The organism is Microbacterium sp. LjRoot205 (assembly GCF_056175745.1).
The window spans coordinates 1,006,128-1,027,693 of the sequence record NZ_JBGFFH010000001.1 but is presented as its reverse complement, the minus strand read 5'-3'; the positions used below and the strand labels follow the sequence as shown (position 1 = coordinate 1,027,693).

Sequence of the window (21,566 nt, the reverse complement as noted above, 5' to 3'; positions counted from 1 at the left end):
GCATCCGACACGGGATCACGCCGAGAGGCGTGTCAGCGCCACCACGTGTCGTCGGGGGTGACCGGGAGGTGACGCTTGTGCTGCGTGGCGAGGTATCGGGACTCGATCCGCCCGGCGACGTCCGGGTCGACCTCGCGACCTTCGAGGAAGTCGTCGATCTGCTCGTAGGTGAGGCCCAGCTCGTCTTCGTCGGCTCGGCCGGGCTGGCCGTCCAGGAGGTCGGCCGTCGGCACCTTGTAGGCGAGACGATCCGGCGCCCCGAGCAGCAGCAGCAGTGACCGGCCCTGCCGCTTACTGAGACCCGAGAGGGGAAGGATGTCGGCCGCGCCGTCGCCGAACTTCGTGTAGAAGCCCGTGACCGCCTCAGCTGCATGGTCGGTGCCGATGACGATGAGACCGTCGTGTCCGGCCAGCGCGTACTGCGTCACCATGCGCACTCGCGCCTTGATGTTGCCGCGGTTGAAGTCGCTGATGTCGCTCGTGACCGCGAACTCGATGTCCTCCTCGACGCCGTCGACGCCGTTCTGGATGTTCACCTCGACCGAGGAGTCCGGTGCGATGAACTCGAGCGCGGCCTCGGCATCAGCGGCGTCCTTCTGCACCCGGTACGGCAGCCGCACGGCGAGGAACTTCGCCTCTCCGCCCTCGGCGCGTACGCGTTCGACCGCGAGCTGTGCGAGTCGCCCCGCGAGTGTCGAGTCCTGGCCGCCGGAGATCCCGAGCACGAAGCCCTTCGCTCCGGTCACCCGCAGGTAGTCGACCAGGAACGCCACTCGGCGCTCCACCTCGACCTCGGGGTCGATCTCGGCCTTCACGCCGAGCGCTTCAGAGATCTGCTGCTGCAGGGTCATTTGTTCCTCCGGTCTGCCCGACGCAAGTATCCTCCCCCAGTGTTACATCGAGATGACGTCGGTCGCACGCGCTCGGCTTCGCGGCGATGGATCCACCTGGCAGGATGGCGGAGTGAAACTTCTCGTCGCAGCCATGGCATCCGAACTCGCAGCGTTCCCGGACGAGCTCGAGGGATTCGACCAGCTCGTCACCGGCGAGGGCAAGATGCAGGCCGTGTACGCCCTCACCCGTGCGCTCGACGCCAAGGAGTACTCCGAGGTGGTGGTCGTCGGGACCGCCGGCGGCATCGACCCTGAGCTCGATGCGACCGTGCACGAGATCGGGAGCGCACTGCAGCACGACGTGTTCGACCTCGACGGCGTCGCAGGGCAGCACGTGTCGCTGCCCGCGCGCGTGTCCACCGGCCGCGAGGGCGTGCTGATCGCGACCGGCGACAGCTTCGTCGGCGATGCCGGGATCACCGCCGTCATCCGCCCCTCGGGTGCCGGCCTGGTCGACATGGAGACCTATGCGTACATCTGGGTCGCCGAGCAGTTCGGAGTGCCGATCCGCGCGTTCCGCGCGATCTCCGACCGGGCGGAGGATGGCGCGCTCGTCGACTTCCGCGAGGCGATCGCACGGTGCAGCGTGCAGCTGCGTGAAGTGATCCGCCGGGAGTACGGCGTCTGAGGACGGGCATCGGCTGAGCCCGCTGCGCTGGCGAGGGGGCGCGCCGCGTCTCAGCGCGCCTCGATCACGCTCGGACCGCTCGACGTCGCACGCACCCGCAGCTGCGCAGGGATCTGCTCCTGCATCGCCTCGACGTGGCTGATGACGCCGACGGTGCGACCGCCCTGGCGCAGCTCGTCGAGCGTGCGCATGGCGACGTCGAGGGTGTCGCCGTCGAGCGAGCCGAAGCCCTCGTCGATGAACAGGGTGTCGAGACGGATGCCGCCGGCTCGCGCCGTGACCACCTCGGCGAGTCCGAGCGCAAGGGCGAGGGAGCTCAGGAAGGTCTCCCCTCCCGAGAGCGACTGCGCCGGCCGGGCCTGGCCCGTGAATGCGTCGAACACGACGATGCCGAGCCCTGACGCGGCCCCGCGGGCGGCGAGCGCGTCTGAGTGGCGGAGCTGATAGCGCCCCGTCGACATGTCGCTGAGCCGGCGGTTCGCGGCGTCGACGATCTCTTCGAGTTCGGCGGCGAGGACGAACGTCTCGAGCGTCATCTTGCGGGCGTTCGCCCCGCGACCGGCGATCGCGTCGGCGAGGCCTCGCAGAACCTCGTAGTCGGCGGCGTCGTCTGCGATGCGGGCGTGCTCTGATGTCGCGGCCTCGATGACCGCGACGAGCTGCTCGGACACCCCTGCCGCCCGCCCCGCCTCATCGACCGCGACGGACCAGCGCTGCCGCGCGGCGAGGGAAGACTGCTCGGCAGGACCGAGATCGATCGTCTCCTCCGGCAGCGTGCGGAGCTCGAGGTCGAGGAGGATCGCGCGCTCCTTCTCGCGTTGGACGGCGTGCTGGGTGACTCGATTCTCGAGAGCCGCCTGCGCTGCGGCCGTGCGGAGCGACAGCTCGACCGCCGCGACGCCGTCGAACTCGGATGCTTCCAGCGCCGCATCCAGTTCGGCCTTCGCAGCTGTCGCGGCCTCAGCCTTGCGTGCCCGCTCTGCCGCCGCCTCGACGAGCGCGAGAGCAGCCTGGACTTCGACACGCGTCGCCGTGAGCCTCTCGGCCACGGACTCGTAGTGCCCTTTCGCTTCTGCGATCGTCTCTCGCGTATCGGCGACCCGCTGCGCCACGAGCGAGTGCGCTTCGCGTGCCGCGGCCAGCGCCGTGGAATCACGGTCGCGGTCGCTGTCGAGACGGCGGATGCGCGCGAGGAGGGCTTCGCGCTGCTGATCGAGTGTGACCAGCTGGTCGGCCGCGTCTGTGCTCTGTGCATGCGCCGCTGTCGCGGTGTCGAGTTCTGCGACAGCCTCGTCGACCTCTCGACCGTCTGCGCGGCTGATCGCCGCGGCGAGGTCGGCGCGCAGTGAGGATGTCCGTTCTGCCGCATCCCGCTCGCGCTGCGCGAGGACATCACGTGCGGCTTCAGCCTCGTCGACGTCTTCTGCCGAGACGGGATCGGCATGCACGGCGGGAGCCGGATGCTCATGAGATCCGCATACCGGGCACGCCTCGCCCTCGTGCAGCGAGGTCGCCAACTCCCCCGCGAACCCGTCGAGTCGGCGCTGTCTGAGCTGAGCGAGCGCGGTCTGAGCTGCAGCGAGCGCGGCGCTGGCGTCAGCGAGTTGCCGTTCGGCGTCGTCATGAGCGGCTCTGAGACGGACTGTCTCGACCGCCGCCGCATGCCGCGCTGCGGCAGCATCCCGTGCTGCGGCCAGATCTCCGGCGCGATCAGCGAGCTGCCTCGCCGCGTCGCGCGCGAGTGTGAGCTGTTCGAGCTCTGCGGGAAGCGCGACACGATCGGCCTCGGCCGCGTCGATGCGAGCGGTCGCCGCCGCCACGGCATCGGACGTCGCCGCAAGCTCGGCATCGAGCGCCGACGCGGAGCGTTCCAGCTCTGCCGCACGCTGCCACAGACCGGTCTGCGCCGTGCGCTCGGCCGCCCACTCCGTGAGATCGTCCGCGACGATGCCGTGAGCCTCCCAGGCCGCCCGTGCGCGTGTCTCGGCCTCGATCGCGGCGTCGAGCGCCGATGTCGCCGTCGTCGCGGCGGAGATCGGGCCCCGCAGCAGCTCCGCGGCCCTGGCTTTCTGCAGTTCACTGCGCGCGGCGGCGATGTGCGGCTCATCAGCCTCGAGACGTGCGAGCGCGGCTCTGGCCCGATCCCGCTCGAGCTGCGCCCGCTGCTCCTCACGCGCGATCGCGAGGGCCGCGTCTGCTGCGTCCGACTGCTTCTCCGCCTCGATCCGTTCAGCCGCTCGACGTTCTGCGCGGTAATCCGCACGAGCCTTCGCGCGACGCAGACCGTCGAGGCGCTCCTCTGTCGTCACCGCGACAGGCTCTGAGTCGGCCGCGCCCGCGTCTTCTCCCTGCACCTCGCCGTCGTGCCCGAGGCCGGCGCTGCCGACGAGCCTCTCGCCCTCGTCGAGGCGGGCAGACACCGTTGCGAGGCGTGCCCCGAGACTCTGCTCGGCCGCCTTGCGTCGTTCATCGAAACGCGCCTGCACGTCTTCGAAACGCTCGGTGCCGAACAGCCGCCGCAGCAGCGACTGTCTCTCTTTGCTCCCCGCCAGCAGGAACTCCGAGAACCGATTCTGCGCGAGCAGGATCACCTGCAGGAACTGCTCGCGACTGAGCTGCAGGATCTCGTCGAGCTCGAAGGCCGCCTCGCGCTCTTTCGCGGCGAGACCGATCCATTCGCCGCCGACCGAGGTGTCGAGCTGCACGGCCGCCGGCTGCACCGTCATGCCGCCGCCGCGCTTCTTGGGGCGCTCGTATTCCGGTGAACGCCTGACGCGGAATCGGCCCGCCGGAGTGCTGAACTCCACCACGACCTCGGTCACGTCGTCGGGCTCGCAGTGATCGCTGCGCAGCCGCTTCTCGCCACCCTCGTAGCGCGGGACTCCGCCGTAGAGACCGAAGCAGACGGCATCGAGGATGCTGGACTTGCCGGCGCCCGTGCGACCGGCGATCAGGAAGATGCCGTCGTCGGCGAAAGCATCGAAGTCGACGGTCTGCCGCTCGCGGAACGGACCGAACCCTTCGACCTCCAGTCGGTGCAACTGCATCAGAGAGTCTTCTTCACTGTCGGAGAATGATCGCGGTGACGCATCGCCGGGCTGGATCGAGTCGTCACCGGATCAGATGAGGGCTTCGGCGCGGACGCGGTCATCGAGGACCTCGCGGATCAGCTCGCGCTCGCGCTCGGTCGCCCCGTGGCCCGCGCGGACGTGCTCGAGGAAGGCCTCGATGCGCTCGGGGTCGCTGACGGCACCGCTCAGCCGATCGACATAGGAGCGCTCGACTGCCGCGGATGTGTCGGAGGGCTGATGCTGCACCATCGCGCAGTGCGGATAGCGCTCTCGGAGTCGACGCATGGGCTCGGTCTGGGCGAGTGCGTCGGTGTACACCGCACAGACCCAGTCGTCGGCGTGCGCCGCGATGTTCTCGGGAGACAGGATCTCATCGAGGGTGCCCGTGAGGGTGACCAGGCGACGAGGGACGGGAAGATCGAGCCACTCGACCGATGCGAGGCCGGTGGCATCGAGGTCGACCAGCCACGAACCGCGGGGCTTGCTCTGCTCGCCGAAGCTGTAGTGCAGCGGAGCGCCCGAATAGCGCACTCGTTCGCTGATCTTCTGGCGCCCGTGGATGTGCCCGAGAGCGACGTAGTCAGGACCGTCGAAGACCGACAGCGGCACGACGTCGAGACCCCCCTGCCGCACCTCGCGCTCGAGACCGACCGTGGCGTCGACTCCGGCGGAGAAGCAGTGCGCGATCGCGACGGATCGCCCCGGGTGGGCCTGCATCCCCACCCGGACGAGACCCATCGCATGAGACAGCGTCTGCGCCTGCGTGCGCAGATCGGCGCCGATCCAGTGCTGACGCACGATGGCGGGCTCGAGGTACGGGATGCCGTAGAAATGCACCGGACCATCGGCGTCTGCCAGCGTCACCGGCGTGCCGATCGCGAGCGGATCGGTCAGCACGTGGATGCCGTCACGGAGCAGCCGCGCCTGGAACCCGAGACGCGCAGCGGAGTCGTGGTTGCCGCTCGTGACGATCACACGGGCACCCGTCTCATGCAGCGCGACGAGCACGTCGCCGAGAAGCGTGTACGCGGGGCCGGCCGGCGTCGCCGAATCGAAGACGTCACCGGCGACGATGACGACGTCGACCGCGTTCTCACGAACCTGCACCGTGAGCGCTCCGAGGACCTCGGCCAGCGCGTCCATGGTCGAGTTGCCATGGAAGGTGCGGCCGATGTGCCAGTCGGAGGTGTGCAGGATTCGCATACTCACACGCTACGAACCCCCACCGACATTCGGCCTCAGGCGTGCCGCGGCATCCGTTCCTGGGCCCGGAATCCGTGGGATTCCGGGCGGAACGGATGCCGCGAGCGTCTCAGTGCGCGCCGACCGCGAGCCCCGGCTGCGACGGCATCAGCTCGTCCTTCGAACCGCGCACCATGACGGCGGCGATCACGGCAGCGCCGACCATGAGGATCGACGCGACGATGAACACCCAGCCGTAGGCGTCGGTCAGCTGCGTCGGGGAGACCTCCGTCTGCGCATGCCCGCCCACCGACGCCGCGTACACGGCCGTGAACACGGACAGCCCGATCGATCCGCCGATCTGCATGGCCGAGTTGGCGACGGCCGATGCGATGCCCGCGTCATGCGGTGCGACTCCGGTGAGTGCCAGGTTCTGCAGCGGGATGAACACGAAGCCCATGCCGATGCCGAGGAGCAGAAGCGCCGGCGCGATCTGCACGATGTACGCCCCATCGGGGGTGATCCCGGAGAGGAGGAACAGACCGGCCGCCGCGACGAGCGGCCCCACGATCAGCATCGGCCGCGGCCCGATCACCGTGAGGAGCTTCGTCGCGATCGGGGCGATGATCATCGTCGCGATCGGCAGCGGCAGGGTCGCCGCTCCCGCCGGGAGCGCGCCCATGCCGAGCACGAACTGGAGGTGGAAGGTCAGGTAGAGCGTCGCGCCGATCATGATCGCCCCGGCCACGCCCTGGATGAGGAACGCTCCGCCTCGCACTCGATCGGCCACCACCCGCAGCGGGAGGAGCGGCTGCGACACACGACTCTCGACCCACACGAACACGCCGAGCAGCACGACCCCCAGAGCGAGGAACGTGATCGTCAGCGGATCGCCCCAGCCGTTCTCGGCGAGGCTGAAACCGTAGACGAGCGATCCGAGACCGAGAGTCACGGTGATCGCGCCCCAGACGTCGTACCGGTTGTCGCCCTCGGCCTTGCTCTCGGTGAGGAAGAGCGCTCCGCCGACGAGGCCGATCGCGACGAAGAACAGATTGACCAGCAGGCACCAGCGCCAATCGGTGAACTCGGTGAGGAATCCGCCCAGCAGCAGGCCGACCGCTGCGCCGGTTCCCGCGACGGTCCCGAACACGGCGAACGCCGTGTTGCGCTCGCGGCCCGAGGGGAAAGTCACGGTGAGCAGCGCGAGAGCCGCCGGTGCGAGAAGTGCGGCGAAGACGCCCTGCAGGCCGCGGGCGAGGATGAGCTCCCAGCCCGACTGTGCGAGGCCGCCGTAGAGGGATGCAGCGCCGAAGCCCACCATCCCGATCATGAAGACACGCTTGCGCCCGACGTAGTCGGCGATGCGACCACCGAGCAGGAGCAGTGCGCCGAAGGCCAGGGCGTAGGCCGTGACGACCCACTGACGCTGGCCGTCGGTCAAGCCGAGGGACGCTTGGGCCTGAGGCAGGGCGATGCTCACGATCGTGCCGTCGAGGACGACGATCAGCTGCGTGAGGGAGATGACGACGAGCGCCCACCACCGGGTCTGGGGGCGGGCGCGCAAGGACGATGACATGGAAGAACCTCCGGTGTCGGGGACGATGCCGGAGGTTTCGAGCCTCGGACCAGCGCGCTTCATGAGCGCCTGACCACCTCAGCCGACGGGGCTGAGCAGAGAAACCATATTACCCGAGATGAGGCTGTGGGATCGCGAGCGGAAGGTCCCCTGACCCACCCTCGTCACGATGATCGACACGTGGTGATGCGAGATGCGCGATGCGCGATCACATGTGCGGCGTGCGGGGCTGCGCGATGCGGATCCGGGCTGCCCTCCGCCCGACATGAGCCGGAATTGCCCCTCCGGCTGGGGGTGTGCCCGCCTCGTCGTGACTACCGACTTCCGCTCTACTCCTCCAGATCGTGGAGCCAGTTCGCCTGCTGGATCCGATTGTCGAGTTCGCGCAGCTCCTGCGCGACCGCATCCGCGCGCGAGCGCAGCTCGGCGACGGGAAGCGCAGAGATCTGACGCAGCTCCGACCGCATCTGACGCAGGAACTGGTCGTTCGCCCCGGATGCCGCCGCGGCGGCGTCTGCGAGCAGCGAGTGCTGCAGCCGGAGCACGTCGCGGGCGGCGAGGGCATCGGTCATGGTTCCGTCGGTACCCAGATCCAGACGCGAGTTCGTCGCGTTGATCCGCCTGATGAGGTCTCGGAGCAGCAGCAGATCGGCGTCCGCCTGAACGAGAAGCGCGGCGGCATCCTCGGCGGGCTCCTCGCCCTCCTGGTACCTGGCGTTCGCGGTGATGCGCGCACGCAGCTGCTCTATGCGGCGCTGCAGGTCTGCGCGGGCGGTGAGTGCCTCTGCGAGTTTCATGACTTCATCCTGTCAGGCCGCCACCGTGTAACACAGCGTCACACGAGCTGCGTCATCGAGAGCGCAGGAGAGCCGAGTGCTCGGGGTGCGCCTGGAACCAGTCGGAGACGTACCAGCACACCGCATCGACCTTGCGATCTCCGCGTTCCTCGATGTCGGCGACAGCGCCCTCGACGAGGACACCCGCATAGCCGTGGCCGCGGAAAGTGGGGATCGTGAAGGCTCTCGTCAGGGCGATCGTGTGTCCGTCGTCGCGGTAGTCGAGCACGCTCACGAGCTGCCCGTCTCTCATCAACGTGTACCGCGATGCGTCCTTCTCATCGGTGAGGAGGAAGCCTGCGGCGAGGGTCGAAGTGGTCATCTGTCCACGTTACGCCCGCCTCCGGCACGGTCGGCCGTTTTGACACGCCCGGACTTCTTCCGACATAATCCCCCCATGACTACCAACGCAAGCCCTTTGTCCGCCCAGGAGGCGAACAGGACTGCCGGGATGATGATGCCCGGTCGCGTTGGCATGTGTTGCCGAATGTGTCGCTGAACGAACAGCCACTCCGTCTGACCTGACTTCTCGCGATCTGCGAGGTATGGGTCATCGAGCATCCACCCTTTGCTCGCTCTTCCGGCTCGCCCGGTCATTCATGCAACGCATCAGAGCCTCTTCCCGGCTCACGTCCTGAGGACTTCATCATCATGTCGAACACCGCACTTCTCGAGCGTCCCGCCACCGCCGCCGTCCGCACCGCCGCTCCGGCGCCCGCCGCAGCCCCGCTCGATGCAGATCTTCCCGCTGTCCGCTCGCCCCGCGGCTTCGCCCTCTATGTCGGCCTCGACGAGATCAAGGCCGCAGAAGCCGGAGTCAGCCTCCCGCTCCTCGTCGACGCGCTGCGTCGCACTCTCGCCGAGCTCGCTCCCGGCGCCGAGACGCACGCCACCGTCGCGCTCGCCCCGCACGGCTCGGGTGGTCGCGACCTCGACGTCGTGCGTCTCGCACTGCACGAGCCCGGTGCGATCGCCCGCACCAAGGCCGCCGCAGAGGAGGAGACCACCGACGAGGAGGGCGGCGTCGTCGTCGACATCTCGCGCAAGCGCGTCCTGATCGACGGAGAATCCGCAGCCTTCACCTACAAGGAGTTCGAGCTGCTGCAGTACCTCGTGCTCCGCGAAGGACGCACGATCGAGCGCAGCGAACTCGTCTCCGCACTGTGGCAGGCGCAGGACGACGAGACCCCCGGCGAGCGCACCATCGACGTGCACGTGCGTCGTCTGCGCGCGAAGCTCGGCCGCTACGAGGACATCGTCCGCACCGTGCGCGGCATCGGCTACCGCTTCGACCGTCACGCCGACGTCGTCATCCGCTACGGCCACGGCACACCCTCGCCCGACCGCTTCTGATCCGAGTGTCAGCCCCGCCACGTATCGTGGGGCGCATGACCCTGACCGCGGATGCCGGAGCCGCCGACGCGGCTTCTCAGAGCGCACCGCGGGAGACCGTGTATCGGCCGACCGCACCCGTCGATCTCCGCGCGACGGTCGGCATGCTGCGGCGAGGCCCCGGGGACCCCACCATGGTCTGCGACGGTCCGGTGATCTGGCGCACTCTCCGAACTCCGCTCGGCCCTGCGACGCTGGCGCTGCGCGCGCAGAGCGGAGAGATCAAGGCCACCGCGTGGGGCCGCGGAGCCGAGCACGCACTCGATACCGTGCCCGACCTGTGCGGCGCCCGAGACGACCCGTCGGGTTTCGATCCCTCGCTCCATCCCCTGATCTCCGAGGTGGCCCGCCGTGCGCCCGGCATCCGCCTGGCTCGCACCGGCGTCGTGTTCGACGCTCTCGCCTGCGCCATCATCGAGCAGAAGGTGACGGGTCTCGAGGCGTTCCGCGCCTGGAGGCTGCTCGTCACGAAGTTCGGCGAGCGCGCACCCGGTCCGACCCCGCGGCCGATGCACGCCGCCCCGACCGCAGAGCAATGGCGTCGCATCCCCTCGTGGGACTGGCATCGGGTCGCGGTGCAGCCGCCGCAGTCGAAGACCGTCGTGCGCGTCGCCGAGCGGGCGGAAAGCATCTCGCGCGCGCTTCTGGCCGCACCCGGCGGCGACGAGCGTGACCGCGTCCTGACGAGCTTCCCCGGCGTGGGTGTGTGGACCTCGGCCGAGACGCGCATCCGGGCGCTGGGCGATCCGGATGCGGTGAGCGTCGGCGACTACCACCTCGCACATCAGGTGGGATACGCCCTCACCGGCCACCGCACCGATGACGAAGGGATGCTCGACCTGCTCGCCCCCTGGGCGGGGCACCGGCAGCGCGTGATCCGTCTCATCTTCGCGAGCAGGGTGAGCGAGCCCCGACGAGGGCCACGGCTCTCTCCCGAAGATCACCGCACTCGCTGACCTCCCGTGGCGGGCGGATCGCCTTTAGGCTGAGCCCATGTCGCGCAACGCACTCCGCTTCTCCGTCACCGCAGGTCTTCTCATCGTCGGTGTCGTGATCGGCCTGATCTTCCAGAACGTCTGGCTCGGCATCCTGCTCGCCGCGATCGTCTGGCTGGGCTGGTTCATCGGCTACGAATCCCGCCGGGGCCGCAATGCCGGCGTCAACGACGAGGACCACGGCGTCGAGCTCTGAGCGTCAGTAGTAGACGGCGAGAGGACCGGAGGGCCCCTCGACCACCTGCACGGACGTGTCGAACACGCGGGTGAGCACCTCACCGGTCATGATCGCGGAGGGAGGGCCGAACTCCACCACCTCACCGTCTTTCATGGCACAGATATGGTCGGCGTAATGACCTGCGAAGTTGATGTCGTGCAGGACGATGACGATCGTGCGCCCGAGCTCTTCGGCCGCACGACGCAGGTGCTTCATCATCTGCACGGCATGCTTCATGTCGAGGTTGTTGAGCGGCTCGTCGAGCAGCACGAACTCGGTGTCCTGCGCCAGCACCATCGCGACGTAGGCTCGCTGCCGCTGGCCTCCGGAGAGCTCGTCGAGGTAGCGCCCTTCCAGGTCGCCGAGGTCGAGGAAGTCGATCGCCCTGCTGATGATCTCCTCGTCAGCGCGGGTCAAGCGGCCCTGCGAGTGCGGGAAGCGCCCGAAACCGACGAGCTGGCGCACGGTGAGCCGCGTGACGAAGTGGTTCTCCTGGCGGAGCACCGAGACGATCTTGGCGAGGTCCTTCGACTTCGTGGTCGCGACGTCGTATCCGGCGATCTCGATCGCCCCGGCGTCCATGCCGCCGAGCCGACCGATCATCGTCAGCAGCGTCGACTTGCCCGCTCCGTTGGGACCGATCAGCGCCGTGATGCCCCCGGCGGGGATCCGGAGATCAACGGGGCCGATCGCGACCTGGTCGCTGTAGTCGCGGCGGACGCCCTCGAGTGTGATCACAGCCTGCCCTTTCTGAGGATGACGATGAGGAAGACGGTTCCGCCGACGAGCTCGATGAGGATAGAGACCATCCCCTGCGCGTAGAAGACGTTCTTCATGACGAAATAGGCCCCGGCGAGGATCGTGAAGGCCGTGAGCACGGCCACCGGGAAGATGAGTCGATGATCGTACGTGTCGGCGAACTGGTACGCGAGGGTCGCGACGAGGAATCCGAGGAACGTCATCGGACCGACCAGCGCGGTCGATGTCGCCATCAGCACGGCGACCAGGAAGAGCACCATGAAGAGCTCGCGCTTGTGGTCGAGGCCGAGCGAACGCGACACGTCGGGTCCGAGCGCGAGCAGGTTCAGCCTCCGGGACCTCATCCAGAGCAGCGCCGAGGCCGCGATGCACAGCGGAATGGCGAGCGGCAGGTACGACGCGTCGGCGTTCGAGACGTTGCCGAACAATCGCGCCGCGAGCACATCGAACTCACTGGGCGTGAGCAGCCGCTGCATGAAGGTCGAGATCGCTCCGAGACCGCCGCCGATGATGATCCCGATGAGCAGCATGATCTGCAGGTTGCCGTAGCGCCCGGACAGCAGCCATCCGTAGAGCGCCATCGCAAGCCCCACCATGATGACGACCTGCAGGCCGAACTGCCAGACGCCCTGGATCGCCACGAGACCGGCGACGCCGAACAGATACACCGTGGTGGTCTGCACGACGCGATACAGCGATTCGAATCCCATGATCGACGGCGTGATGATGCGGTTGTTGGTGACCGTCTGGAAGCTCACGGTGGCGATCGCCTGCGCCACCGCGACCACGGCCATCACGGTCACGTTCGTCACGCGCAGCTTCGCGATGCGCCAGAATCCGGGTGATCCGATCGGCATCGGGTTCTCCCACGCGAGCAGAGCGAAGGCGAAGGCCACGGAGAGGGCGACGAGGATGCCGAGCACGATGACATATCGCCGTCGTGCGCGCGGAGTCGTGAAGGATCCGGAGGTGCGGGTGCCGGCCGCGATCGCCTCAGCCACGACGACGCTGCCTCAGCAGGAGCAGGATGAAGACGATCGCGCCGACGATGCCGAGGATCAGCGACACCGGCACCTCGAACGGCATGATGATCGTCCGTCCGATGATGTCGCAGACGGTGACGATCGCGATGCCGAGCAGGCAGACCCACGGCAGGTTGCTGCGCAGATCGTCGCCGCGGACCATCGAGACGATGTTCGGCACGATCAGCCCGAGGAAGGGAAGGTTGCCGACGATGACCGTGACCACGCCCGTGGTGACGGCGATGAGCACTGTTCCGAGCAGGATCACCCGGTTGTAGTCGACCCCGACGTTCGTCGCGATCTCCTCCCCCAGCCCGGCGATCGTGAGACGGTCGGCGACGACGAACACGACGACTCCGACGATCGCCACGATCCAGAGCATCTCGTACTGCCCTCGGAGCACCGATGTGAAGCTGCCCGCGAACCAGACGCCGATGGCCTGCAGCGAGTCGGTCACGAGTGCGAAGTAGGTCGACACCGATCCGACGACGGCACCCAGCATGATGCCGACGATCGGGACGATGAGAGACGACTTCAGCGAGACGCGGCGCAGGAAGGCGAAGAACACCATGGTGCCGATGAAGGCCGCGATGATGGCGCCTGCCATCCTCAGCGGGATCGAGGGGTTCGGCACGAGCACCATGACCGTCAGCAGACCGAGGCCCGCCCATTCGGTGGTGCCGGTGGTGGTCGGCTCGACGAAGCGGTTCTGAGTGAGGAGCTGCATCACCAGCCCCGCCATCGCCATGGCGGCGCCCGCGAGGACGAGGGCTACCGTGCGCGGGACCCGGGTGATCTGGAACATCTCGGCACCGTCGGCGGCTCCCGCGATGTCGTAGACGCCTGTGAACAGGGACACGACGAGAAGTGCGAGGACGACGAGGATGCCGACGAGGAGCTTGACGTCGAAGAGCCGCCCGGCAGACCGGGGCGGCTCGGTGGAGAACGCGGTGCGAGACATCGTGAGTCGCCGGCCGGCGGCATCCGCCCTCGAGCGGATGCCGCCGAGCGGACTACTTCTGGGCGGCCTCGAGGGCGTCGGCGAGGTCGTTCAGGAACGTCGTGTACGTCTGGATGCCCTCGTTGAGGTAGGTGTCGGTGGGCATGTAGACGATCTGCTCGTCAGCGACTGCCGTGACGCCGGCGAGCGCCTCGGAGCTCTCGAGGATCTCGGATGCCTGCACGTAGTCGGGGGTCTCTGCGGCGAACACGGCGTCGCGGTCGAGCACGAGAAGCCAGTCGGGGTTCGAGGCGGCGATCGCCTCGACCGAGATGTCGTCGCCCTGATGGTCGTCCGAGGCATCGGCGACCTCGAGCGCCGGGGTCAGGCCGAGGATGTCGTAGATCGGTCCGAGCGAGCGGCCCACGGTCGGTGCCAGATACCCGATCTCGCCGCCCGAGGTGTTCACGGCCATGACGGTGTCGGCGTCGTCGTAGGCGGCCTTCGCCCGCTCCACCGCCGCGTCGAAATCGTCGACCAGTGACTGCGCCTCGTCCTGCTTGCCGAAGATCTCGCCGAGCACGGTCACCTGTCGCTTGAGCTCGTCGTCGAAGGGCTCGCCCTCGCGAGGCTCGAGATCGATGATCGTCGCCTCAGGCACGAGTTCGGCGATGGCCTCGTTGTGCTGCGTGAAGCGCTGTCCGCTGATGATGAGGTCGGGTTCGACGGCGACGATCGCCTCGAGGTCGGGCTCGCTGTGCAGGCCGATGTCGACGATCGAGTCGTCGTCGAGGTACGACACCGTGTCGGGCATGAGCGCGACCGCACCGGCCGAGAGCTCGACTCCCCAGTCGGAGAGCGTCTGGAACGTGCGGTTGTCCAGTGCGACCACGGATGCGGGAGGCGTGGCGATCTCGTGCGATCCGGTGTTGTCCTCGATCGTGACCGAGTCGGCGGCCGGGGCGGTCTCGGCCGGCTCGGCTTCGGCTCCGGAGGCGCAGCCCGCGAGGGCGAGAAGGCCGACGAGACCGACGCTCGTGGCGCTGAGGATTCTGGGCATGGACATGGAGAGACTCCTGTTCTGCGGTGGTGAGTGCGCGCGGGCGGCGCGGGACAGGCGGAGTTAGGCTCCCCTAACTCCGCCTCCAAGATAGGTTAGCCTTACTTTATGAGCGATACGAAATCCGGCTTCTCCATCGAGCGCCGAGGCCTCGATCTGCGCTTCCGCACCGTCACGCTGAGCGCCCGGGAATGGCTGGCACCCGACTTCGTGCGTGTGCGCCTCACGGGCGGCGACCTCGAGGGCTTCGACTCCCCGGGCTCCGACGACCACATGCGTCTGTTCTTCCCCTCCGGCCCGGTGGGATCGGTCGAGGAGATGCGGGCTGCACCGAGTCGTGAGTACACACCTCTGGCCTGGGGCGCGGACTGGTTGGACGTCGAGTTCGCCGTGCACGGCGATTCGGGTGTCGCAGCCCCCTGGGCGGCGACTGCTGCTCTCGGGTCATCGATCGGCGTCGGCGGGCCCCGCGGGTCGGCGGTGCTGAACGGCACCCCCGGCTCCTGGCTGCTCGCCGGAGATGAGACGGCCATCCCCGCCATCCGACGCTTCGCGGCGCTCATCCCCGCCGGCGTCGCCGCTCGAATCGTGGTCGAGACGGTCTCGGCCGGGCGTGAGATCGACATCGAAGCCCCTGTCGACATCGAATGGCTGCATCGCGGCGATGCTCCCTCTGGCTCCGCGCTCGTCTCGTTCCTCGACGACCTGGCGGTGGAAGATGCGATCGGCGACGACCCGTTCGTGTTCATCGCGGCCGAACAGTCGATCGTCAAACCGGGACGCGCGTTGCTGGACCGCTGGGGCATCGACTCCGCGAACGCCGTGGTCAAGGGCTACTGGAAGCGCGGCGAAGCCGAGTACCACGCGCCGCACTAGTGCCGCGCGTGCCTCGACTGGAAGACTGGACGCATGGCACTTCTGGATCATCTGGGCATCACCGTCGACGACCTCGAACGGGGCAGAGCCCAGTTCCACCCCGTGCTCATGGCGCTCGGCTACGTGAGCGGCGGCGAAGACGACCATTCCATCTCATGGAACAACGGCGACGAGACAGAGATCATCCTGTACGCATGGGATGAGGACTCCGGCCCTCACCGCCACGGCCGGGTCGGCTGGCAGCACATCGCGTTCGCCATGCCCTCGCGCGATGAGGTGGATCGCCTGCATGCAGTGGCGCTCGATGCCGGATGGACGGCCGTCCGAGACCCGAAGGAGTACCCGCGGTACACCGACCGCTACTACGCCTCCTTCGTCGAGGATGCCGACGGCATCCGCGTCGAGTTCATGCACAACCCCCCGCGCGATTCCGCTTGACTCCCGGGCGTGTCGCGCCCTAGTGTGGCAAAGCTGTGCCGATCGCGCACAGCATTCACGCCGAGGAGACGACGGATGACCGCCCTGCGGACCTTCCCCTTCGCCGCGGTCTTGCCGCTTCAGCCGAAGCGCAATGACCGCTACGAGTCGTACCCTCCGGCGCGCGCCGTGTGACAGCATCCGCTGCTCCCATGCCCCGCACCGTCAGGTTCGGGGCATTTCTGTTTCTCACGAGACTCCCGACCTGTGGCTGAACATCACACAAGGAAAGGAATCATGGAGAGGCTCTCCACACGGCTGCTCTCGTGGGCGTCGATGATCGATGAGAAGACACTCGATCAGGCGCACACCACCGCGCGCATGCCGTTCATCCACCCGCACCTGGCTCTGATGCCCGATGCGCACCTCGGCAAGGGAGCGACGGTCGGCTCGGTCATCCCGACGCTCGGCGCGATCATCCCCGCCGCAGTCGGTGTCGACATCGGCTGCGGCATGATCGCGGTTCGCACCCAGTTCACGAAGGGTGACCTCGCCGGTCGCGATCTCGCCGAGCTGCGCGAGCAGATCGAGCGCGCGATCCCGCTGTCGGCGGGGCGCTACAACAACAAGATCGTCGCGAGTGCCGAACCGCGCATCGCAGAGCTCGAGACGCTCGCTGAGCAGAGCGAGTTCGACCCTGAGAAGTACGCCAGGAACTGGCGACTGCAGCTCGGAACGCTCGGCTCCGGCAACCACTTCATCGAGGTGTCGGTGGACGAGCTCGACCGCGTGTGGCTCTTCCTGCACTCGGGTTCTCGAGGCGTCGGCAACCGGATCGCCGGTCACCACATCGCCGTCGCGCAGCGGCTGGCGAAGCAGTGGTGGATCGAGCTGCCCGACCCCGACCTCGCGTACCTCGTCGAAGGCACTCCCGAGTTCACCCGGTACATCCGCGAGCTGCGGTGGGCCCAGCACTTCGCGCTGCTCAACCGCGAGGAGATGATGGATCGGGTCGCACGGCAGGTGTCGGAGTTCCTCGGAACCCCCGTCGAGGAGCAGGAGCGCATCAACTGCCACCACAACTTCACCGAGTCGGAGAAGCACTACGGCAAGAGGGTGTGGGTGTCGAGAAAGGGTGCGATCCAGGCGGATGCCGGTCGTCCGGGACTCATCCCGGGCTCGATGGGAACGGCGTCGTACGTGGTCGAAGGGCTCGGTGACCCGCAGTCGCTGAACTCGTCACCGCACGGCGCCGGCCGGGAGTACTCGCGGTCGGCGGCTCGGCGCACCTTCTCTCACGAGCAGCTGCGTGAGGCGATGGAGGGGATCGAGTTCCGCGACACGAGCGCCTTCATCGATGAGATCCCGCAGGCGTACAAGCCGATCGATCAGGTGATGACGGATGCCGCGAGCCTGGTCGAGATCAGGCACACGCTGCGTCAGCTCGTCAACGTCAAGGGCGACTGAGCACGGGGGTGGGCGAGTGATGAGAAAACCCCGCCCACCCCTCCTGCACGACCACCCTGCGACTCGCAGTTCCTCCCACTGCTCGGGATGACGGTATACAGCGACCTCGATTCCGCTGCTCGGCGTGGAACGATGCGAGGATGACATGGTGCACCTCATGACCGACGCTCAGATCTGGACCATGATCGGGTGTTTCACCGCGCTCATGTTCGGCATGCTGACCGTCGTCTCCACACTGTTCATCCGGGTCGTCCGCACCGAGATCGGTGGCCTCCGCAACGAGATGAACGCCCAGATCGGGGGTCTCCGCGGCGAGATGAACGCCCAGATCGGCGGACTCCGCGGCGAGATGAACGCCCGCTTCGACACCGTGAACACGCGCATCGACGGACTCGACCGCGACATGCAGGCCGTGGTCAAGCGCTCGTTCGGGCTCGACCGCGACTGACATCGGCCCACCACCTCATGCCTTCGTCCATCGCCTCGGATGACGTCTACGACGCATTCCCCGAGCGACCCTGCGGCACAGCCGTGCTGCTGCTCGCGGGTTCGAGTGGGCGCCTCGAGTCCGCTCGCGCCGATCTGCTCGGCCATCGGGGCACTCGGGTGCGAGCGATCCGCTGGTTCGGCGGCATCGGCCAGCGACCGGCGCCCCATGAGGTGCCGATCGAGATGTTCATCGATCAGATCGAGCTGCTGCGACGAGATCACGATCGCGTGGCGATCCTCGGAACGTCGTTCGGCGCCGAGGCGGCCCTCGTCACCGCCTCCACCGTCGAGATCGACGCGACCATCGCCGTCTCTCCGTCGTCCGTCGTCTGGTCCGGGCTGGCGGAGGGCCGCTGGTCCTCGCACTGGACTCTGGGCGGTTCTCCGCTGCCGGCGGTCGTGTTCGACCCGGCGTGGACGCCGATGAGCGATCCGCCGGAGTACCTCTCGCTGTACTCGACGAGCCTGACCCTCGACCCGACACTCACTGCGGCGGCGACGATTCCTGTCGAGCGGATCTCCGGCGATCTGCTGCTGATCGCCGGAGGTGACGACCGCGTCTGGCCGAGCGCCGCGTTCACGACGGCGATCTCACGGCGCCGACATGCCCATGGCAGAAGCACGACGATCGTCCAGCATCCGGACGCAGGGCATCGTCTGCTCCTGCCCGGCGAGGCCCCCGCGGCCGGCGGCATGCACATGGCTCGGGGCGGCACACCGCGCGCCGATGCAGCGCTCGGCGCGCAGGCCTGGCCTCAGATCTCGCGGATCCTCGGCCTCGATCCGGGCTGACGTCAGGCGATCGGAGTGGCGACGGCCTCGGCATCCGTCCGGTCGGTGAAAGCCTCTTTGGGAACGAAGACGAGGATCGCGGCGGCGACGAGCGCCGTCACGCCGCAGACCACCCAGACCGTGACGTAGCCGGCGAATGACCCTGCGGTGCCCTCGACCGCTCCGCTCACGCCGTTGAGCAGTGCGATCCCGAAGATGCACGAGGCGATCGCTCCGCCGACCGTCTTGACCGAGTTGGTGAGCCCCGTCGCGACACCGGTCTGCGTCGCGGGCGCCGCCGACGCAGCCGCCGCGGGGAGAGCCGCAACGAGAGCCCCGGAGCCGAGTCCGACGATGACCATGTTGGTCACCACCTGCACATAGGAGTCATGGAAAGGCAGGAACAGCAGGAACCCGATGCCGACGAGCAGAGACGCGCCCATGAGAGTGATCCGCGGGCTCACCAGCCGAGCGACGAGCGGGAACAGCAGTGCGCCTGCGATCATCGCGATCAGATACAGCCCGATGATGAGCGACGTCGCGAAACCCGTCGTTCCGAGTCCATAGCCGTAGACACCCGGATCGGTGCGCGCGAACGTCGACAGCGGTGCCTGGGCCCCGAGCACGCTCACTCCGAACAGGCCTGCGGTGAGGAACACAGGCCCGAGGGCCGGTGAGCGGAACATGCGCACGTCGATGAGAGGGTCATCGCAGCGCAGCTCCCAGAGCACGAACGGGATGACGAGCAGGAGGCCGAGCACGACCACCGCCCATGACCAGGGGTTGACGAGTCCGCCCTCGAAACGGAGCAGGCTCAGCCCGCCGGTGAAGCAGATCAGGGCGAGCGAGATCAGCACGACGCCGACCGTGTCGAACACGCCGCCGGTCGGATCGGGCGACTCCTTCACCCCGAACAGGATCACGAAGAAGCAGACGACGATCAGCACCGCGGGAATGAGGAGCACGACCGTCAGCGGGAGGACATCGATCAGCGCGCCGCCGACGAGAGCACCGATGATCGCGCCGCCTTCGAGCGCCGCCACCAGCAGCCCTGCCGCTTTCGCCGTGATCGAGGAGCGTCCCTCCATCCGGCGTGAGCGCGACCAGATGAGCGCGATCTCGAGCGGCAGCCAGACGACGTAGAAGCCCATCAGCGTCCAGCCGATCAGGAACACGGGGAACGAGTCCGTGAACGGCAGCACGAGTGCCGCGACGGCGGTCAGCGCCGTCGAGATCAACAGCATCCGCTTGTGCCCGACCATGTCGCCGAGCTTCGCGAACGCCGGCACGACGAGAGCCGAGAGCATGAGCTGCGTGCCCTCGAGCCAGTTCACGTCGGCGTCGTGGATTCCCAGATGCCGCGCGATGTCGGTGAGCATGGGCGTGTAATAGCCCTGCAGCACGCCGCTGGTGAACTCGACGAAGGCGAGGAAGCCGACGACGGTGGCGAGGGTTCCCAGAGTGCGGGTGCGCGTCATCGCGGCTCCTCGGTGAAAGGGCTGACTCGGGCGCCGAGACGCCCTCGAAGGGGTGAGATCACCCTAGCCGCTCGAGGAGAGCCCGATGGAACCGCTCCCCCCGCTCGAGCGCAGCGATCTCGACGTTCTCATCGACGCCATGGATCGACGCCCGCTGCGCGTTCGACATGTCGAGCGGTGCGAAGCGGTAGACGGCCGGCGCGAAACGGTGGAAGTGACGGGAGTCCGTCGCCGCCATCATCACGTACGGCACGGCGGGGACCCCGGGGTGCGAGACCGCGAGCGCGTCGGCGAGCACCGCGAACTGGGCGTTGTCGGTCGCAGATTCGGGCGATGGTTCGCTCGCCTCCTCGACGCGGACCGTGACCAGCGGATCCCGGATGCGCCGACGCACCCGCAGCACGGTCTGCTGCGTCGTCTCACCCAGAGCGATGCGCAGATTCACGGTCGCCGACGCCTGCGAGGGGAGGACGTTCGCCGCCGTGCCACCCGACTGCATCGTCGGGGCCACGGTCGTGCGCACGAGAGCGGCGGGCTCACCGCCGAGCGCGGCGAACAGCTGACCGGTCAGCAGCGGCGCGGATCCGAGCAGACGCAGCAGATGTCGCGCCGGACCGGGCGTCTGAGCGCCGAGCTGCGACAGCATCCGCCCGATCGCCTTCGAGGGCCGTGGTCGGAACGTCCGCGGCCCGAGCCGATCGACGGCTCTCGCCACCCTCCGGACGGCGGTGAGAGAGGGAGGCGCCGACGCGTGGCCGCCCTCGCCGCGCGCCGAGAGGGTCAGGGTCATCACACCCTTCTCCCCGACGCCGATCATCGCCGCTCGTCCCGGTACGAAAGGCAGCGGGGCGTCGACGACCGCGCCGCCTTCGTCGACCACGAGCCACGGGATGATGCCGCGCTCGCGCAGCACCCGCGCGATCTCCTCGGCCGCTCGACCGAAGGTCTCTTCATTGCCTCCGAATGAGAGGTAGACGTCTCGCGCGGGGACGAACCCGTCGGCGAGCAGATTCTCGACCGCCTCGAGCACGACGATCAGCGGACCCTTGTCGTCGAGAGCCCCGCGCCCGTAGACCACCCCGTCGGCGATCACGCCCTCGAACGGGGGGTGCGTCCATGCATCGCTCTCATCCACCGGGACGACGTCGTAATGCGCCATCAGCACGACCGGCCCGTCGGCCTCAGCCTCTCTGCCCGACCAGCGGAAGAGCAGCCCGAAATCGGTATGCCGCTCGAGTGCGAGGTGCTCGTGAACGAGCGGGTAGAGGTCGGCGATCAACGCGACGAACGCCTCGAACGGCTCGGATCCGCGTTCCTCCAGCTCCGCCGACACGGTCGGCAGCCGGATCATCTGCGAGAGGCGTTCGGCGATTCCGGGGCGAGGTTCTGTCACGTCGGCCATCGTAGCGCCGGGCTCGTTGCCTCCCACCGGCACTCCGGACGCACCGGAAGGGCTCAGCCGCGTCCCGCGGGTCCTCGGCACCGCGAGACAATAGA

21 protein-coding genes are annotated in these 21,566 nt (G+C 68.1%); 9 read left to right on the top strand and 12 right to left on the bottom strand.

Features of this window, described 5'->3' with window-relative positions:
• Positions 1 to 32 precede the first annotated feature (32 nt).
• The gene (gene nadE / locus AC04ME_RS04970; protein WP_042538954.1) at positions 33 to 851 is read right to left on the bottom strand and encodes an ammonia-dependent NAD(+) synthetase; all 819 of its coding nucleotides are present in this window, start codon (positions 849 to 851) and stop codon (positions 33 to 35) included.
• A 112-nt stretch (positions 852 to 963) separates the two neighbouring features.
• On the opposite strand from nadE, the gene AC04ME_RS04965 reads away from it, so the two are divergent.
• Entirely contained in the window at positions 964 to 1,521 is a 558-nt protein-coding gene (locus tag AC04ME_RS04965) for a phosphorylase family protein (RefSeq protein ID WP_042539416.1), read from the top strand.
• A gap of 50 nt (positions 1,522 to 1,571) precedes the next feature.
• Here AC04ME_RS04965 and AC04ME_RS04960 read toward each other — a convergent pair whose 3' ends face one another.
• From AC04ME_RS04960 to AC04ME_RS04940, 5 genes are all read right to left on the bottom strand, one after another.
• A complete protein-coding gene (locus AC04ME_RS04960) occupies positions 1,572 to 4,568 on the bottom strand; it encodes an AAA family ATPase (protein WP_475433831.1) in 2,997 nt (998 codons plus the stop codon).
• Between the two features lie 72 nt (positions 4,569 to 4,640).
• A complete protein-coding gene (locus AC04ME_RS04955; protein ID WP_042538950.1) occupies positions 4,641 to 5,795 on the bottom strand; it encodes an exonuclease SbcCD subunit D in 1,155 nt (384 codons plus the stop codon).
• Between the two features lie 109 nt (positions 5,796 to 5,904).
• Entirely contained in the window at positions 5,905 to 7,350 is a 1,446-nt protein-coding gene (locus tag AC04ME_RS04950; protein WP_475433828.1) for an MFS transporter, read from the bottom strand.
• Between the two features lie 329 nt (positions 7,351 to 7,679).
• Positions 7,680 to 8,147: a DIP1984 family protein gene (locus tag AC04ME_RS04945; RefSeq protein ID WP_042538948.1), complete on the bottom strand. Its 468-nt coding sequence runs from the start codon at positions 8,145 to 8,147 to the stop codon at positions 7,680 to 7,682.
• Between the two features lie 52 nt (positions 8,148 to 8,199).
• Complete coding sequence (locus tag AC04ME_RS04940) at positions 8,200 to 8,508, bottom strand: GNAT family N-acetyltransferase (RefSeq protein ID WP_042538946.1); 309 nt, start codon at positions 8,506 to 8,508, stop codon at positions 8,200 to 8,202.
• A 329-nt stretch (positions 8,509 to 8,837) separates the two neighbouring features.
• On the opposite strand from AC04ME_RS04940, the gene AC04ME_RS04935 reads away from it, so the two are divergent.
• The 3 genes from AC04ME_RS04935 to AC04ME_RS04925 are packed head-to-tail and all read left to right on the top strand — an operon-like array spanning position 8,838 to position 10,769.
• Positions 8,838 to 9,539, top strand: a complete 702-nt coding sequence (locus tag AC04ME_RS04935) for a winged helix-turn-helix domain-containing protein (RefSeq protein WP_475433826.1) — start codon at positions 8,838 to 8,840, stop codon at positions 9,537 to 9,539.
• A gap of 35 nt (positions 9,540 to 9,574) precedes the next feature.
• Positions 9,575 to 10,534, top strand: a complete 960-nt coding sequence (locus AC04ME_RS04930) for a DNA-3-methyladenine glycosylase family protein (protein ID WP_042538944.1) — start codon at positions 9,575 to 9,577, stop codon at positions 10,532 to 10,534.
• Between the two features lie 37 nt (positions 10,535 to 10,571).
• Positions 10,572 to 10,769, top strand: a complete 198-nt coding sequence (locus AC04ME_RS04925; RefSeq protein ID WP_042538943.1) for a hypothetical protein — start codon at positions 10,572 to 10,574, stop codon at positions 10,767 to 10,769.
• A 3-nt stretch (positions 10,770 to 10,772) separates the two neighbouring features.
• On the opposite strand, the gene AC04ME_RS04920 is transcribed toward AC04ME_RS04925, so the two are convergent.
• Genes AC04ME_RS04920 through AC04ME_RS04905 form a run of 4 tightly spaced genes read right to left on the bottom strand, consistent with a single transcriptional unit; the run spans position 10,773 to position 14,577 of the window.
• The gene (locus AC04ME_RS04920; RefSeq protein WP_042538942.1) at positions 10,773 to 11,528 is read right to left on the bottom strand and encodes an iron ABC transporter ATP-binding protein; all 756 of its coding nucleotides are present in this window, start codon (positions 11,526 to 11,528) and stop codon (positions 10,773 to 10,775) included.
• Positions 11,525 to 12,550, bottom strand: coding sequence for an iron chelate uptake ABC transporter family permease subunit (locus AC04ME_RS04915; protein ID WP_042538940.1), 1,026 nt, complete (start codon positions 12,548 to 12,550; stop codon positions 11,525 to 11,527). The genes AC04ME_RS04920 and AC04ME_RS04915 overlap by 4 nt, the downstream gene beginning before the upstream one ends.
• Complete coding sequence (locus AC04ME_RS04910; RefSeq protein WP_042538938.1) at positions 12,543 to 13,532, bottom strand: iron chelate uptake ABC transporter family permease subunit; 990 nt, start codon at positions 13,530 to 13,532, stop codon at positions 12,543 to 12,545. Before AC04ME_RS04910 ends, AC04ME_RS04915 begins: the two co-directional genes overlap by 8 nt.
• A 52-nt stretch (positions 13,533 to 13,584) precedes the next feature.
• On the bottom strand, positions 13,585 to 14,577 hold the full coding sequence (locus tag AC04ME_RS04905) for a siderophore ABC transporter substrate-binding protein (RefSeq protein WP_079112297.1): 993 nt from the start codon (positions 14,575 to 14,577) through the stop codon (positions 13,585 to 13,587).
• Positions 14,578 to 14,679: 102 nt separating this feature from the next.
• Between AC04ME_RS04905 and AC04ME_RS04900 the strand changes: the two genes are divergently transcribed.
• The 5 genes from AC04ME_RS04900 (at position 14,680) to AC04ME_RS04880 (ending at position 18,612) form a co-directional block, all read left to right on the top strand.
• Positions 14,680 to 15,447, top strand: a complete 768-nt coding sequence (locus AC04ME_RS04900; protein ID WP_079112296.1) for a siderophore-interacting protein — start codon at positions 14,680 to 14,682, stop codon at positions 15,445 to 15,447.
• A gap of 33 nt (positions 15,448 to 15,480) precedes the next feature.
• Positions 15,481 to 15,885: a VOC family protein gene (locus AC04ME_RS04895; RefSeq protein WP_042538932.1), complete on the top strand. Its 405-nt coding sequence runs from the start codon at positions 15,481 to 15,483 to the stop codon at positions 15,883 to 15,885.
• Positions 15,886 to 16,161: 276 nt separating this feature from the next.
• Positions 16,162 to 17,331, top strand: a complete 1,170-nt coding sequence (locus tag AC04ME_RS04890) for an RtcB family protein (protein WP_079112295.1) — start codon at positions 16,162 to 16,164, stop codon at positions 17,329 to 17,331.
• 157 nt (positions 17,332 to 17,488) lie between these two features.
• Positions 17,489 to 17,779: a hypothetical protein gene (locus AC04ME_RS04885; RefSeq protein ID WP_079113911.1), complete on the top strand. Its 291-nt coding sequence runs from the start codon at positions 17,489 to 17,491 to the stop codon at positions 17,777 to 17,779.
• 17 nt (positions 17,780 to 17,796) lie between these two features.
• Positions 17,797 to 18,612, top strand: coding sequence for an acyl-CoA thioester hydrolase/BAAT C-terminal domain-containing protein (locus AC04ME_RS04880; protein ID WP_455904321.1), 816 nt, complete (start codon positions 17,797 to 17,799; stop codon positions 18,610 to 18,612).
• A 2-nt stretch (positions 18,613 to 18,614) separates the two neighbouring features.
• Here the strand turns inward: AC04ME_RS04880 and AC04ME_RS04875 are convergent, their stop codons facing one another.
• Entirely contained in the window at positions 18,615 to 20,069 is a 1,455-nt protein-coding gene (locus tag AC04ME_RS04875; protein ID WP_042538930.1) for an MFS transporter, read from the bottom strand.
• A 58-nt stretch (positions 20,070 to 20,127) separates the two neighbouring features.
• Positions 20,128 to 21,471, bottom strand: coding sequence for a M20/M25/M40 family metallo-hydrolase (locus AC04ME_RS04870; protein ID WP_309686151.1), 1,344 nt, complete (start codon positions 21,469 to 21,471; stop codon positions 20,128 to 20,130).
• Between the last annotated feature and the right edge of the window lie 95 nt (positions 21,472 to 21,566).